Consider the following 13,935-nt stretch of genomic DNA (forward strand, 5'->3'; position numbering starts at 1 on the left):
GACCAGCCCGCCGGTCAGTCCGGCGCCGATCGTGGCGGCCCGCCGCCGCCGGGACCGGGTGCGAACGGCGCGGGCGCGGACCCGGTCCATGCGGTCCTCGGGGGCGGCCAGGTCCGGTACGGCCTGGTGGAGCAGGTACCGCAGCTCCTGCTCCTCCTCGCCGTCAGCGGCCCCGTGGGCGTCCGGGTCCAGCAGGTCACGTCCGGTCACGGTGTCCTCCGTCCAGCAGCAGTTCCCGGTCCGGCAGCCGACCGCGCAGAGCGGCCAGCGCGCGGTGCGTCTGGCTCTTGACCGTGCCGGTGGAGCAGCGCAGCACCTCGGCGGTCTCCTGCACGCCGAGGTCCTCGAAGAAGCGCAGCACGACCACGGCCCGCTGACGCGGCGGCAGAGCCCGGACGGCCTGGGCGACGACCTGCCCCAGCACCACGTCCTCGTACGGGTCCGCGCCCGCCGTCGGCCGGTCCGGCAGTTCGCCGTGCGGCAGTTCCCCGGTCCAGCGGCGGCGCCACCAGGAGACGTGGCAGTTGACCAGGACCTTGCGCAGGTACGCCTCGGGACGGTCGAGGGAGATCCGCTCCCACTTGGGCCAGACCTTGGCGAGTGCGGTCTGCAGCAGGTCCTCCGCCTGGTGCCGGTCGCCGGTCAGCAGCCAGGCCACGCGCAGCAGTTTCGGGCCGCAGGCGGAGACGAACTCCTCGAAGTCCGGTGTCTCGTCCCTCATCGTGCTGTCCCTGCCATGGTGTCCGTGCCGCTCCCGTCAGCTGTGGTGGCCGGGTCGGCCGCGGCGGTCGTGTCGTTCTCACGGCTGCTGAACGCGATGGGTGACGCGGCCGGTTGTCCGCCGGGCGGACGAATTTTTTTGCGGCCGGCGCGAAGCGGCGGGGCGCGCAGGCGTCCGGGGTGCCGCGCACACTGGAACGTCGAACTCGTACTGCCCCGCCGCACGAGCTGCTGGAGCTTCTGTCTCTCCTGCGAAGTCAGCCTGCGGACCCTGACCGGTGGTGCCATCCTGCCTCCCCCGCTGGTTGGAAACGACATCGTTTCCAACCAGCACAGCGAGCAACCCGGCGAACCTGTGCGGTCACAGCACTAGAAGGCTCTGGTCCCCCCGGCTCCCGCCCAGGACCACGGCCACAAGCCACGCCCCGGGGCCGGCGATAGCGATCGGCGCCGGCTCTTCACCGCGATACAGCGGGACATTTCACCCCGCACCCGCCCACCGTTCACCATCCCCGACCAACACCTATGACCAGGGAGAAGAATCCCGACCACCCCAGTGAACAGCCACGCCGAGCCACTGAAAACCAGACACCGGTCATCACGGGGGCCAGGCGTCCGCGCGCTCTGCCGCCGGTTATCCGCCGTCCGTGATCCGGATGATGGTCTTGCCACGGGCGTGGCGGCCGGGGGCGAACGCGGCGGGTGCCTCGGCCAACGCCCTGACCTCGCCGACGATCGGCTTGAGCCGTCCGTCCCTGAGTCGCCGGACCAGGTCCGCGAGCCGGGCACGGTCGGGCTCGACGACGAAGAAGACGGCCCGGCCGTCCCGCGGACGGACCTCGGGCGGCGAGGCGATGGTGACCAGCGTGCCCCCGGCCCGCACCAGCGGGGCCGAGCGCTCCTGGACCTCGCCGCCGATCACGTCGAGGACCAGATCGACCTCCCCGACACCCTCCAGCCGATCGGCCTGCAGATCCACGAAGGCATCCACGCCCAGCCCTACAGCGGTGTCCCGGTCGCCGGCCCGGCCCGTGCCGATCACCCGCGCCCCCGCCTCACGCGCGAGCTGCACCGCGATCGACCCCACACCGCCCGCGACCCCGTGGACCAGGACGGTCTGCCCCGCGGTAAGCCGGCCGTGGTCGAACAGGGCCTGCCAGGCGGTCAGCCCCGAGATCGGCAGTGCGGCAGCCGCCGTGTGGTCGACGTCCGCCGGAAGCGGAGCCAGATTGCGAGCCTCCACCGCGGTGTACTCGGCCAGCGAACCGTCCCGGGTCCAGTCGGCCAGCCCGAACACCCGCTGGCCCACCGAGAGACCGGTGGTGCCGTACCCGAGTTCGGCAACGACGCCCGACAGCTCGTGTCCGGGCACACTCGGCGTCCGGTCGCGCCCGGCGCGATCTGTCCACGTTCCCGGCCAGGCGAGTTCCCCCGGGGTGAACCCAGCGGCATGCACGCGCACGATGACGTCGTTCTCGGCGAGGTGGGGGTAGGGCACCTCCGTCAGCGACATTCCCTCGACACCGGCGGCGCGGTCTCGAACGGCGACGGCCTGCATGCCAGGTCCTCTCTCCGGTGGTGATTCAGGCTCCGCCCCCCTTCGAGCGATCCGGAAACAGGCTGCCACGAACTCCCGCAGCCCGCCTGCTGCCGACCGAAGCCGGCCCTGGGTCAGGCCTCGGCGATGTTCCTGCCCGGCATCGGCTCCGCGAGTGCTGTCCGCCATTCAGGCGAACCGAAAGCATCCGCGAAGTACTGCGTCTCGTGCACCACATGCCCGTGGGCAAATTCCATGATGCTCACCGAGTAGGTGGGCACCCCGTCGTACGTGATGACGCACTCGCTCACCCACAGATCCCCGCTGCCAACGATCCGGTGAACAGCGAAGTGCCGACTGGCAGGGTGACCGCCACGTTGCGCCGAAATCGTCGAGCGGCCCCGGAATCGTTCACCTGACTGGGGGTAGTCGAGGATCGCGTCCGCCGCGTAGATGGCGTGCTCGGCTTCGGTATCCCCGCTTTCCGATGCCCGCCAGTGTTCCTCGACTGCGGCCCTGGTCCGGATGTCAGCATCCATCGCACTGTCCCCTCTGCAGGCAGCCGGATCGATCCGGGGACCTGGGAACACTTCGAGGCTTCCCCAGGGCGACGGGCCGTTGAACGTCATGGGCAACGGTCACAGCGTAGATCGCCAAGGCAGCGACTCGGCTTTAGGACACTGCGGATCAAGATCGGACAACTCGTGATGCGTAGAAATCCTTGGTGCCCAGGCCGGCGACGGGATCGTCGGTGGTCACGGTTCGCAGCGGCGTCGCGCACGGTACGGGCGGAGAGCGAGGCCGCGCGGGGCGGCCGTTCGGTGTGCGGGTGGTAGCGGTTCCCGATCGCGGCAGGCAGTGGGCCCGGGCGGATCGGCGCGGCTCGGCCCGCAACGGGGCGGAGCGATGCGATGCTGCGCCAGTACGAGGAGCAGCGTGTGGACGCGGTGGTTCACTGGCGACTCGACGGGCTGTTCCGGGACGGGCACCGGCGGGGACTGCTGTCGGCGCCGCCCGGGCTGCCGGGTGGGACCGCCTTCGGCTCGACGGTGAACGACTTCAGGCGGTCATGCCGACGACCCGCGACGATGAGCAGGAGGTGGGCCCGTGACCGGGGCAACCGGCAGGGTGGCGTTGGTGACAGGGGCCAGCAGCGGAATCGGTGCGGCCACCGCGCGCCTTCTGGCCGCGCGGGAGATGCGCGTGGTGGTCAACTACCTCCGCAGCGACACGGCGGCCAGGGATGTCGTGGCCGGCATCGAGGCCGCGGGCGGCCGGGCCATGGCCGTGCAGGCCGACGTGCGCGAGGCAGTGGCCGTCGAGGGCATGGTCGAACAGGTCCGGGCGGCATGGGGCGGCATCGACGTGCTCGTGCACAACGCGCTCACCCCGTATGTGATCAAGCCGTTCCAGGACATCACGTGGGAGGAACTGGGCGGCAAGCTCGACGACGAAATGCGTGCGGCGTTCGCGGTCACCAGAGCCGTTCTGCCCGCCATGACCGAACAGGGCTGGGGTCGCATCATCTATCTCGGTACCGGCCTCAGCCGCTCGCCCCGGGAGGGCATGATCGCACTGGGCACGGCCAAGGCCGCGCTGGCGCAGTTCGCCCGGTACCTCGCTCAGGAACTGGGCCCGCAGGGCATCACGGTCAACGTCGTCGAGCCCGGCCCGGTGGAGGACACCCGCATGGCGAAGGTGTTCGACGACGAACACAAGCAGCGGCAGGTGACCGCCACCCCCTTGGGCCGCCTGGCACGCCCGGGCGACGTCGCCCAGGCCGTGGCCTTCTACGCCAGCGAGGACAACGCCTTCATGACCGGCACCACGGCCGCGGTCAACGGCGGCATGTCCATGTACTGACGCCCCGCCCTCCCGCGCACACCGGGCCCGACCGTGCCGGTCCGGTCGACGGCCGGACCGCACCCGGCACACCGTCACCTCGGCGCCGTGGGCCGGCCGTGGGCCGGCCGTGGGCCGGCCGTGGGCCGCAGCAGCCGGGCACGCGCAGGAGCACGGCAGTGACACGACCAAGGAAGACGTCCATGTACACGATCGATCTCGCCTACGTCGGACGGGGCCTGCACGAGGAACTGGTCGCCTACATCGCCGACCAGCAGGGCTACTACGCCGACGAGGGCGTCCACGTCGCGCTGCGCGACGGCTGCTCCTGGGACGAGGAACGGCTGCGCCACGGCGCCACCATCGGCCTCGGCCGGGCACTGCTGTCCCGACTGGCCGACGGCCTCCCCTGGGTCGCACTCACCGTCAACACCCACCGCCCTCTGTTCTGGTTCCTCGCCCGCCCCGGCCTGACCTCCCTGGCCGACCTGGCCGGCCGACGGCTGGCGGTACACGCCCCCCACACCGCACCCGGATGCTTCGCCCGGATCGTGCTGCGCCGGGCCGGCCTCGACCCGGACCACGACATCCACACCGTCGTCCGCACGCCCGGCGACTACGGCATGGACCTGCGCCGGCTGCATGACGGCGGCATCGACGCCGCCCTGGTCGGCAGCACCATGGCACCGGAGGCGGTGGCTGCCGAGCACGGCTGGCAGGTGCTGGCCTGGATCGGCGACCACTTCCGGATTCCCACCGTCGGCGTGGCCGTCGACCCCACCCGCATCCACCCGGACGACCCCGCGGTCCAGGCCGTCGTACGGGCCCACCGGCGAGCCCTGCAGGTAATCCACCACGAACCCGACACCGCGGTGCGGCACGTCCGAACGTTCCTCGGCCGACACACCGCGGACGAGGCCCGCGCCCACTACGAGAGGTTCATCGCACCGTACTTCACCACCGACGGCCAGGCCGACCTCGCCGTCGGTGCCACCGCGATCAGCGCGGTCGCCACCGAACTCGGCGTCCCTGCCACCGTCACCGCAGCCGAGTTCTACCGCACCGCGACCGCCGCACCCTAGGAGCCCCGCGACGCCGGCATCGGGTGTGGCGAAGGCGGCCACGTCGAGCAGGGAGACACGCGTTCATGGACGTCTACGAGGCGGTCACCCGCCGGCGGGTGGTGCGCGGATTCACCGACCGGCCTGTCCCGACGGAGGTGCCGGAGCGCGTGCTGTCCGCTGCGGCCTGGTCATCGTCCCGAGCCGACCTCACCACGCGGAGGGCAGGCGGCACGTCCAGGCCGTGATGGCCCTGGCCCGACGACGGTTGAACGTCCTGTGGGCGCTGATCCGCGACCGACGGTGCTACCACGTCACACCCCCAGTGACCGAGGCGGCTTGACAACGACATCAGGAAGCGAAGAACGTGCTGGCCAGCAGGACGTTCACCGCGGTGCCCGCGACGATGCTGAGCAGTGCGTTGCGGCGCCACAGGTACAGGGCCACCGTCACGACGAGCGCCGCCAGCGGCGCGACCGCGCTCGACCAGGACGGCGCGAGGTCCCGCAGGCAGTACACCAGCAGGACCACCATCACACCGGCCGGCATCCGGGCGCCGAGGTACTGTACGACCCGGCTGGTGCGCAGCATGCCGAGGAGGCCGAACGGCACGGCCCGCAGGGCCCAGTTGACGGCCGCCGAGATTCCCACGGCGAGCAGCAGATAGCGGGTGTCAGGCACGGCGCGGCCCCTTCCGCACGCGGGCCGCGTACCGGACCAGCAGGGCTCCCGTGAACAGCGCGAAGGCCACGGGCAGCAGTTCGGCGGGCGCGAGGAGCCGGGCGGCCAGCGCGCTGAGCAGCGCGAGGACGGGCGTCGGCAGGTCGCCGCGGCGTTCGGTGACGGCGTCGAGGGCGAGGACGGCGAACAACGCGGTCATCGCGAAGTCCAGGCCGGTCACCCGCTCCGGGATCAGCGTGCCGAGCAGCGCGCCCGCGGTGGCGCCGCCGACCCAGTAGACCTGGAGGAGCGCCTGCAGGGCCAGGATGCGCGCGCCGGACCACGTCCGGGCCCGCCCGCCGGCGGTCATGGCGTACGCCTCGTCGGTGAGCGCGAAGGTGCTGTAGGCCTTGCCGAGGCGCCCATGCACCCGGTCGCAACAAAATCACGCTCGATGCCATCGATCGAGACATCTTGTTTCACCTGAGCCAGGACGGCCGCCTCACCAACGTCGAACTCGCCAAGCGCGTCGGCCTGACTCCGCGGCCCTGCCTGTGCCGCCTCAAACGCCTGGAGGAGGCCGGCGTCATCGCCGGCTACCACGCCGTCATCAACCCCGAGGCCGTCGGCCGGGGCCTGGAGGTGATGGTCGACGTCGAGGTCTACGCCAACGACCTGAAAACCATCGAGCTGCTGGAGGAAACCCTGTCCTCCTACGAGGAGGTCGTCGAGTTCCGCCGAATGTTCGGCCGCCCCGACTACTTCCTGCGCGTCGCCGTCGCCGACCACGACGCCTACAGCGCCTTCCTCACGTCCAAGCTCACCGGCCTGCCCGGCATCCTGCACGTCGAGTCCCACCTGACCATGAAGAAGATCAAGACCGCCCCCTGAGCAGAGCGCCCCGCTTCCCGGTCGCGCCCCTCCTCCCGGACGCGCAGGTTCCGGTCAAAATTCGGCCAGGTGTGCCAATCCGCCGTTCCCGCTCTGTCACCGCAGTGATCACCCCCGCTAGGGTGCGGCGCGTCCCCGCTGTTACGCCCTCCCGCGCCGCTCACCCGGCGGGGAGACGAACGATCGGAACGCCTCGCCGTGACCAGGATCCTCCGTCAGCTGATGACCCGCGCGGGACGGGCGGCCGCGGCCGTCGCCGTACTCGCGGCCGCTCTCACCGGCACCGCCGCCACCCCGGCCACCGCCGCCTCCGGCAGCTGGAGCTGCTCCGGGGCACCCGTCCCGGCGGGCTACGTCATCACCATGTACAACGCGAGCGGCTGCAACAACCACGGCTCGTGGTACCAACAGCCCGCCCAGGACCGCCTCTGGACCTGCTCCGGCTCACCGATCGTCTCCGGCTACGTGCTGACCAACTACGACTCCCGCGGCTGCAGCGGCGTCGGCGCCTGGTACCACGAGCTCGTCCGCAACGGCATCTGGACCTGCCCCTACTCCCCCATCCCCGCCGGCTACCGCAGCACCACCTACGACGCCCGCGGCTGCAGCGGCCTCGGTGCCTGGCTCACCGTCAAGATCTGAGCCCGCCCACCCCGGCCGCCCCGGTGCGGTGTCCCGGTGTCCTCTCCCGGGCGGAGGGGACACCGATCCGTCCCGCCCGGGCAGGATGCCCGCGCGCCGGTGATCCACCGCGCGCCCACGTCTGCTGGCCGCCTGCCTGGAGGCCGGCGGTGGCAACCATCCAGCGGCCCGGCCGGCGAGCAGCCGGCTGGACAGCCTGGTGAAGCACAGCGCCGGCACCCGGGAGTCGTCGAGTTCGACGGTGCCGGTGCCGGTGCCGGTGCCGGCAACGAGCGGGCGGCCCGCAGGATCCCGGCGGTCACCTCCTCGCGGGTGCGCGCCGCTACGGAAGGGCGGCCGTGGGTGGTCCGTCTGACTCCCTGCCCGGTGAGACCACGTTGCCGCACCTCGGCCGGGTGGCAGCGTGCTGCCGCCTGGATGTGAGAGACCTCCTGCCGCCGCCGGTCACCCGGGATGAGCGCCGTCTGCTCTTCAAGGACTACCGGCCGGACGGCGAGGGCTACCCGAACGCGGCGGCGCGGGAACGGGTGGCCGCGTTCTGCGGCGTGCCGCAGGGATGATTCGGTCGGTCTCCGACGCCCGGTTCGAGGCCGGACTGGACTGGGCGCGGGTCTGGTCCAAGGGCCACGGCGGGTCGTTGGCGGCGCCCGCCAGGGCATCGGTCGGTGGGTACGCGATCGGGACGTGGCTCTCTGAGCTGCGGGCCTCGGCCCAGGTGCCGGCCGACCAGCCGAGTGCACTGTCGCCGGAGCGGCGTCGGGCGTTGGAGGAGATCGACCCGTGATGGTGCCCGGCCTGGCCGATCACCTGGCAGCGCGCCTACGCCACCGCCCGGCAGTGGTGGCTGGAGGTCGACGGCCGCGTCGGCTGGACCACGCTGCCCTCCGACACGGTGTTCGAGCGCGAGCAGCTCGGCCGCTGGGTGCAGGCGCAGTGCGCCGACTGGCCCGGACGGCGGACCTGATCTCCAGCCGGCACTGACCGGGTGGTCCGGCAGTCCGGCAGTCCGGCCACGACCTCACCGCCCCGGGCCTGCTCCTCAACGGCAGTCCACGAGACATAAAACACACATAAGGACAGGCTGGCCTTAGTAAGGCTAGGCTAACTTCATGATGAATCTGCTGCTGGCCGCGAAGACGGCCGGATACACCACGCCCGAAATCTGGCGGGTCCTCACCAAGGCCGGCTACTTCGTCGGCCTGAGCGGCACCATCGGCAGCACAGTCACCTACATCGCCGCCGTGCGCCCGGCCCTCAGGGCCGAGAGCACCACCCCCGAGGACGCCGCCGCGCTGCGCAGACGGTCGGCCGGCTACCTGGCCTGGGCGGGCGTTGTCCTGCTGGTCACCGGGTACTTCCAACTGGCGGCGCGCGTCGCCAGGGCCGGCAAGGGCATGCCCTTCGGCGACGCCCTGGCCCCCGCCCGGATCGCGGACTTCCTCGACGCCCCGGCGGCCAAGGGTGCCTGGATCGCGCAGGGCACGCTCTACCTGCTGCAGAACATCGTGCTCGTCGCCACCGCCGTCGCACTGATCGCGCTGTTCGTCCCGGCGGTGCGCCGCCACCTCGACCGCCTCGCCCTCGCGGCGCTGCCCGCCGCCCTCGCGGTCACCCTGATCGCCGGCATACCGGCCACCGCGCCCACCGACCTCGACCGCTGGCTCGACCCGGCGTTCGACCAGATCCACATCGTCTCCGGCACCGTGTGGCTCGGCGGCCTGGCCCTGCTGGTCGTCCTCGCGGGCACCCGCAGCCGCCTCGGCGAGGGCGCCGGCCTGCTGTGGGCCGACATCTGGCGCCGCTTCAGCCTGGTCGCCATGGTGTGCGTCGGCGCGGTCACCGTCTCCGGCCTGTGGCTCAGCTGGAAGCACGTCGGCGCAGTCCCCCAGCTGTGGACCACCGGCTACGGCATCGCCCTCCTGGTGAAGATCCTCCTGGTCCTGGGTCTGGTCACGGCCGGCGCCTTCAACCAGTTCTGGTTGATGCCGCGGATCGCGCAGGCCCGTCGTGCCGACGACTCCGCCTCGCTGCTCCACCTCACGCTGCGCCACTTCCCGAAGGTGGTCTGGGGCGAGGTCGCCCTCGGCGTCGCGGTGCTGGTGGTCCTGCCGTTCATCGCCGGGTCCGCCCGCAGCGAGGCGGGCAGCGCCAAGGCGGTCTCCGACGGCAGCGTCTTCGCCGCCGGCGCCGCGCTGGTGGCCGCCCTCGCGGTCTCGCTGTATGCCACCGCAAAGGTGTCCGACGCCCTGTCGCGCCGCCCTGCCGCCGCAGCCGCCGCGCCCGCCGCGGCCTGACGGGAGCCGTCCCGCTCCCCGGCGGGAGCGGGCACAGCACGCAAGGAGGGCCCCGGCGTGACCTTGAGTTTGACGGGTCGGACTTCGTCTCATCGGACTTTGACCACCGACGGATTCGGGGTTGTGTCGGGGTTGGTGGCTAGGGTGCGCTGTCGTGGGCGCTGCTGATCTTGGCCACCGGGCCTGCGTACGCGGCCCAGCCGCCGTACCCGAGCGCGGTCCACACCTGCGCCTCGTGCGCGGCGGTACCCGTGTCGCATCGGATGCGAGGAACTCGCATCCGATGCGACGCACGGAGAGTGATGAGGCGTGACCGAAGATCCCTGCCCACCCAGCTCGGTCAGGCTGTAGTTGGGTAAAGGGCTCCCTCTTCTGCAACCGGAAACGGCCGGTGCTGACGTTCGACCCTCGGACCCCCGATCAGTGCGGAGGACGCGGCGGGCGGCAGGCCTGTCGCCGCCGCAGCCACCAGCCAGCGGCGCGACGGTCAGCAGCACCGCGGCAAGGAGGGCCCACCACGTGCCGGGGCAGGCGGCGAGCGCACCCGAGGCCGCCGCGACGATCAGCGCGGGCCCCGCGCAGCACACGACGGCTGCGACGGCGACGGCCGCGAACAGTCCGAGCATCCCGCTCGGACTGCTCGGGTCGCGGTGCCGGCTCGGGTTCATGGCGGCGCTCCTACCGGGCTGGTGCGCTCAGGAGAGGGCCGAAGATGTCCGCGCCAAGGCGTTCGGCCTCGGCCTGGTCCAGTACGGCACCGCTGAGGTCGACCTGTCGGCCGCTCCACTGTTCGGCGGTGGCTCGGGTGGTGAAGAAGCGCAGGTAGCCGCAGCACACGGTGGACGCCGGGCCGTTGCCGGGGCAGACACCGTAGTAAACCACTGCGGTGGCCGGCTGCCAGGCGCTCTTCCCGCCGGCGAACTCCACGCGGACGTTCTCGCCGGTGACCGGGTCGGTGGAGGTGATGACGGCGTCGGTGTCGAGCATGACGGGGATACCGAGCGCGTCGATCGCGCACATCGACCACACCGTCGGTCCGGCCGAAATCTCCACGGTGTGCTCGGTGGGGATGGCGGAAAACGGGTACGCGGCCTGGACCCGGCCGGTGTCGTCCAGGGTCAGGAAGTCCTCGGCGACCAGCTCGGCGAGGACCTCGGCGGCCGGTACGCCGAAGGGCTCGGCCGCCGACTCCAACTCGGCCGCCGCGGGTGGGGAGCCGGTGGTGGCGAAGGACTGCAGGACGGCCTGCTGCACCGCCCGCAGGCCCCGCTCGGCTGGGGCGAGACGGCCCCGCCCGGACCGGCCGGCCGCCCGGTCCGCTCCGCCGGTGGCGGCAGTGCCGAGCATTCGCTGTAGCTCCTCGACGGCGGGCGCTCCGTCTATCCGGCCGTCCGCCCCGCGGTAGAGTCGGCAGGACACGCTGGCCGCAGTGCCCGGCTCGGCGAACGGGTCGCGGCCGTCGACCAGCAGCGTCGGCGAGCCGTGCATGCCCCAGCGTTCGGCCTGCGCCTGGTCGTCGACCACGTGCTCCGCAAGCTCCACGTCGGTTCGGCCCCCGAGGGCGAGCTCCAGCCGCTCCCTGAGCACCGGGCCGTTCGGGCAGTGCGGGACGATCAGCATCTCCACGCGCATCAGCGACACCTCCAGGTCATGCGGCCCACGCTAGACCTTCCACCACGCTGGAAGGTCAAGGGCTACCGTGAAGGTATGCGCATCGGAGACCTCGCCACCGCCACCGGCACCACCACCAAGACCCTGCGCTTCTACGAGCAGGCCGGGCTGCTGAAGAACCCGCCCCGGACCCCGGGCGGCTACCGCGACTACCCCGCCCACGCCCTCGCCCGGGTCGGCTTCATCCGCTCCGCCCAGGCGGCCGGCCTCAGCCTCGCCGAGATCCGCGACGTCCTCGCGATCCGCGACGGCGGCCAGCCCCCGTGTGCGCACGTCACAGCGCTGCTCGACCAGCACCTCACCGACGTCGAGCGTCGCCTCGCCGAGCTGGCCACGACCCGCGCCATGCTGCGGGAACTGGCCCGCACCGCCTCCGCAACCGACCCCGCCACCTGCACCGAAGGCGACATTTGCCGCATCCTCACAACCGGGTGACACAGGCCAAGGCGCGGCCCGCCAAGGTTTACCGCACAGCTGTTCCTTTGATCCCCAACACCGATGTTCGTCGCTGCTCAGGAGCTTCGGGCTTGGCGTCAGGGTCCTGCGACGGTGCCCGGCACGCAGAGTAGCGAGACAGGCGTAACTCGCTACTTCAATGACAACGTGTCCCTGTGGTGATCGGGTCGTTGGAACGGTCGTGACTCCTCCCCTGGCTGAAGCCGGGGGCTTCTCGCTAACCCTCCCGGGCGTTGCGACGGGCCAGCCCGAACCTGGGCAGTACGTGTCCAAGGAATTCGCCGACATCTGCCGGGAGTTGGGCGTCACCAGGAGTCGCGGCGCGGTCGGTACAAGCGCGGACAACGCCGCCACCAAGGCGTTCAACGCCACGCTGAAACGGGAGACCCTCCAAGGCGCGAAGCGCTGGCCCGGAGCCCGCGCCGCCCGCCTGGTGGTCTTCCGCTGGATCACCCGCTACAACACCTGCAGGAGGCACTCCGCGCTGAACTACCTCAGCCCGATCGAGTTCGAACAACGATCAGTTACGCTGGCACTCGCCGCATAGCACTGGTGTCCACACCTCGGAGGGGAGCCCCCCACGCCGCGAAAGCGCGGGTAGCCCGGTCACTGAAGCGAGAGGTGATGTACAGGAAGCCGGTCTTGACGATGAGCCAGGCAAGACTGGAGATCTCCCAGTGGCTGACCTACTACAACGCCCACCGTCGCCACAGCACGCTGTCCTACCTCTCACCGATCGAGTTCGAACAGCAACACCACATGCACGCTAGACTCTCACTCGCAGCATGAACCCCTGTGTCCACGTTCCGGGGGTCACCTCACTTCCCCCACCCCGAACTGACACGCCACCAGCAGCACGGAGGGCTGGACCCCACGGGTCCAGCTGGCGGCGTACATGCGAGAGTGCTCAGCCACGTGCTGGCGAACGTGCACAAGTCCAAGACGACGCTCAGGGATTGATCTCGGTTGTCCCGCATATCGAGCGTCCACGATCGGCAGGACCGACCCCGCACCCCGTGGCACGACAGCGCGTTCGCCCGTGAGATGGTTACTGTCATGACAGATGGCGCAACTCCGGACAGCGAGGTTGTACTTGAGACGAGTCGCCTGCTGCTCAGGCCTTGGCGGGTAGCCGAGGCTGTCGTCCAGCGTGAGCTGTGGACCGAACGTGATCCACGAGTGCCGCCGCACCGCCGAATCGACGCAGACGGACACCCCACAGTCGCGGAGCTCGAGAATTCGATCCGCACCAACCAGCTGTGGTCGACCGGGTTGCTGGCGGTCGAGCGGAAGGCCTCTCATGACGTCATCGGCTACTGCGGGCTGGTCGACAGCGGGCGAGGAGCGGCAGGGGAACCCGAACTGGCCTTCGAACTGCTACGCCGAGTTTGGTGTCAGGGATACGCGACCGAGGCCTCGTTGGCGGTTCTGGAATGGGCGAGATCGTCTGGATACGAACGTCTGTGGGCCACGGTCTGGGACTGGAACACCGCTTCTCGCCGTGTTCTGGCTAAGGTCGGGTTCACCGAGACCGAGCGGAAGGAAGTGGACGCGGCGTACGGGACCACCCTGTTCACCACGAGACGGCTCTGACACACCCGATGTTTGGCCTTGCGGACGGCTCAGTGCAGTGCTGGCAGGCGGCAGTGTCCCCATACAGTCGGCAGAAGCGGATGCGGCACACGCTCGATGCCGGGGCGCTGGGAACGGAACATCACGGCGGCCGCCGGACTGTTCTTATGGGTCTCGCTGAGTCCGGTGGTCGGATCGCGGTCGGTTGAAGCGTCGGTTCTGCATCCGCTCGTCTCATCGCCGATCCGCACGACGCTGTGCACGTCTATCCGTACCCGGCTGAGCACTTCAACGAGTACGCGGACACCAGCCCTCCGGCGCGTCCAGGAACGAGGCCCTGGCCGCGACTTGTCAGGGAGGCGACCCGGGCCTGCGATCACAAGCTACCGACGCCCCCACCCCAGCCCCTACGGACACTCCGCCCACGCCCACCAGGTCACCCGATCAGTGGCTCCCAATCTCGCCGGACTGGCTCCCGAACTCGCCGAAGAACACCCGCCACGGTCGAGTACACCACCGCCACGAACGGCCTAGACCTGGCTCTCATTCACACCGGAGCAGTGGCTCTCATATGAACCCGACAAAATCA

General features: G+C 70.8%; 17 protein-coding genes and 3 pseudogenes. 12 read left to right on the forward strand and 8 right to left on the reverse strand.

Going from position 1 to position 13,935, the window contains the following annotated elements:
* The 4 genes and pseudogenes from KS423_RS21735 to KS423_RS21755 form a co-directional block, all read right to left on the reverse strand.
* Nucleotides 1–210: pseudogene (locus KS423_RS21735) on the reverse strand (hypothetical protein); the annotation flags it as partial.
* Nucleotides 197–721, reverse strand: coding sequence for a SigE family RNA polymerase sigma factor (locus KS423_RS21740; protein WP_224281243.1), 525 nt, complete (start codon nucleotides 719–721; stop codon nucleotides 197–199). The pseudogene KS423_RS21735 and the gene KS423_RS21740, both read right to left, overlap by 14 nt.
* Nucleotides 722–1,354: 633 nt before the next feature.
* Nucleotides 1,355–2,278, reverse strand: a complete 924-nt coding sequence (locus tag KS423_RS21750) for an NADP-dependent oxidoreductase (RefSeq protein ID WP_224281244.1) — start codon at nucleotides 2,276–2,278, stop codon at nucleotides 1,355–1,357.
* Nucleotides 2,279–2,391: 113 nt separating this feature from the next.
* A complete protein-coding gene (locus KS423_RS21755) occupies nucleotides 2,392–2,886 on the reverse strand; it encodes a nuclear transport factor 2 family protein (protein ID WP_224281245.1) in 495 nt (164 codons plus the stop codon).
* Between the two features lie 478 nt (nucleotides 2,887–3,364).
* On the opposite strand from KS423_RS21755, the gene KS423_RS21760 reads away from it, so the two are divergent.
* From KS423_RS21760 to KS423_RS21775, 3 genes and pseudogenes are all read left to right on the forward strand, one after another.
* Complete coding sequence (locus KS423_RS21760) at nucleotides 3,365–4,120, forward strand: SDR family NAD(P)-dependent oxidoreductase (protein ID WP_224281246.1); 756 nt, start codon at nucleotides 3,365–3,367, stop codon at nucleotides 4,118–4,120.
* A 182-nt stretch (nucleotides 4,121–4,302) separates the two neighbouring features.
* Nucleotides 4,303–5,181: an ABC transporter substrate-binding protein gene (locus KS423_RS21765; protein WP_224281247.1), complete on the forward strand. Its 879-nt coding sequence runs from the start codon at nucleotides 4,303–4,305 to the stop codon at nucleotides 5,179–5,181.
* Nucleotides 5,182–5,380: 199 nt separating this feature from the next.
* Nucleotides 5,381–5,503 (forward strand): annotated as a pseudogene (locus KS423_RS21775) (IS110 family transposase); the annotation flags it as partial.
* 8 nt (nucleotides 5,504–5,511) lie between these two features.
* Here KS423_RS21775 and KS423_RS21780 read toward each other — a convergent pair.
* Together KS423_RS21780 and KS423_RS21785 are read right to left on the reverse strand one after the other, a co-directional pair.
* On the reverse strand, nucleotides 5,512–5,841 hold the full coding sequence (locus KS423_RS21780; protein ID WP_224281248.1) for a branched-chain amino acid transporter permease: 330 nt from the start codon (nucleotides 5,839–5,841) through the stop codon (nucleotides 5,512–5,514).
* Complete coding sequence (locus tag KS423_RS21785; RefSeq protein WP_224281249.1) at nucleotides 5,834–6,250, reverse strand: AzlC family ABC transporter permease; 417 nt, start codon at nucleotides 6,248–6,250, stop codon at nucleotides 5,834–5,836. The genes KS423_RS21780 and KS423_RS21785 overlap by 8 nt, the downstream gene beginning before the upstream one ends.
* Before the next feature lie 29 nt (nucleotides 6,251–6,279).
* On the opposite strand from KS423_RS21785, the gene KS423_RS21790 reads away from it, so the two are divergent.
* The 5 genes from KS423_RS21790 (at nucleotide 6,280) to KS423_RS21810 (ending at nucleotide 9,647) form a co-directional block, all read left to right on the forward strand.
* Complete coding sequence (locus tag KS423_RS21790; RefSeq protein WP_224281259.1) at nucleotides 6,280–6,711, forward strand: Lrp/AsnC family transcriptional regulator; 432 nt, start codon at nucleotides 6,280–6,282, stop codon at nucleotides 6,709–6,711.
* A gap of 198 nt (nucleotides 6,712–6,909) precedes the next feature.
* Complete coding sequence (locus KS423_RS21795) at nucleotides 6,910–7,353, forward strand: hypothetical protein (protein WP_224281250.1); 444 nt, start codon at nucleotides 6,910–6,912, stop codon at nucleotides 7,351–7,353.
* Nucleotides 7,354–7,772: 419 nt separating this feature from the next.
* Nucleotides 7,773–7,913: a hypothetical protein gene (locus KS423_RS21800; RefSeq protein ID WP_224281251.1), complete on the forward strand. Its 141-nt coding sequence runs from the start codon at nucleotides 7,773–7,775 to the stop codon at nucleotides 7,911–7,913.
* The gene (locus KS423_RS21805) at nucleotides 7,910–8,137 is read left to right on the forward strand and encodes a helicase associated domain-containing protein (RefSeq protein ID WP_224281252.1); all 228 of its coding nucleotides are present in this window, start codon (nucleotides 7,910–7,912) and stop codon (nucleotides 8,135–8,137) included. Before KS423_RS21800 ends, KS423_RS21805 begins: the two co-directional genes overlap by 4 nt.
* Nucleotides 8,138–8,462: 325 nt before the next feature.
* Nucleotides 8,463–9,647: a CopD family protein gene (locus KS423_RS21810; RefSeq protein ID WP_224281253.1), complete on the forward strand. Its 1,185-nt coding sequence runs from the start codon at nucleotides 8,463–8,465 to the stop codon at nucleotides 9,645–9,647.
* A gap of 139 nt (nucleotides 9,648–9,786) precedes the next feature.
* Here the strand turns inward: KS423_RS21810 and KS423_RS21815 are convergent, their stop codons facing one another.
* Nucleotides 9,787–9,927 carry a hypothetical protein gene (locus tag KS423_RS21815; protein ID WP_224281254.1) on the reverse strand — a complete coding sequence of 47 codons (141 nt, stop codon included), beginning with the start codon at nucleotides 9,925–9,927 and terminating at the stop codon, nucleotides 9,787–9,789.
* A 398-nt stretch (nucleotides 9,928–10,325) separates the two neighbouring features.
* The gene (locus tag KS423_RS21820) at nucleotides 10,326–11,279 is read right to left on the reverse strand and encodes an alkylmercury lyase family protein (protein WP_224281255.1); all 954 of its coding nucleotides are present in this window, start codon (nucleotides 11,277–11,279) and stop codon (nucleotides 10,326–10,328) included.
* 75 nt (nucleotides 11,280–11,354) lie between these two features.
* Between KS423_RS21820 and KS423_RS21825 the strand changes: the two genes are divergently transcribed.
* The 4 genes and pseudogenes from KS423_RS21825 to KS423_RS21840 all read left to right on the forward strand — a co-directional run bounded on the left by KS423_RS21825 (nucleotide 11,355) and on the right by KS423_RS21840 (nucleotide 13,367).
* Nucleotides 11,355–11,753 (forward strand): heavy metal-responsive transcriptional regulator, encoded by a 399-nt coding sequence (locus tag KS423_RS21825; protein WP_224281256.1) that lies wholly within the window; start codon nucleotides 11,355–11,357, stop codon nucleotides 11,751–11,753.
* A 280-nt stretch (nucleotides 11,754–12,033) separates the two neighbouring features.
* Nucleotides 12,034–12,321: pseudogene (locus KS423_RS21830) on the forward strand (integrase core domain-containing protein); the annotation flags it as partial.
* Nucleotides 12,322–12,326: 5 nt separating this feature from the next.
* A complete protein-coding gene (locus KS423_RS21835) occupies nucleotides 12,327–12,563 on the forward strand; it encodes an IS3 family transposase (protein ID WP_224281257.1) in 237 nt (78 codons plus the stop codon).
* Between the two features lie 267 nt (nucleotides 12,564–12,830).
* Nucleotides 12,831–13,367 (forward strand): GNAT family N-acetyltransferase, encoded by a 537-nt coding sequence (locus KS423_RS21840; RefSeq protein WP_224281258.1) that lies wholly within the window; start codon nucleotides 12,831–12,833, stop codon nucleotides 13,365–13,367.
* Nucleotides 13,368–13,935 lie beyond the last annotated feature (568 nt).

The sequence above is a fragment of the Streptomyces sp. LS1784 genome, assembly GCF_020103755.1.
Lineage (GTDB): Bacteria > Actinomycetota > Actinomycetes > Streptomycetales > Streptomycetaceae > Kitasatospora.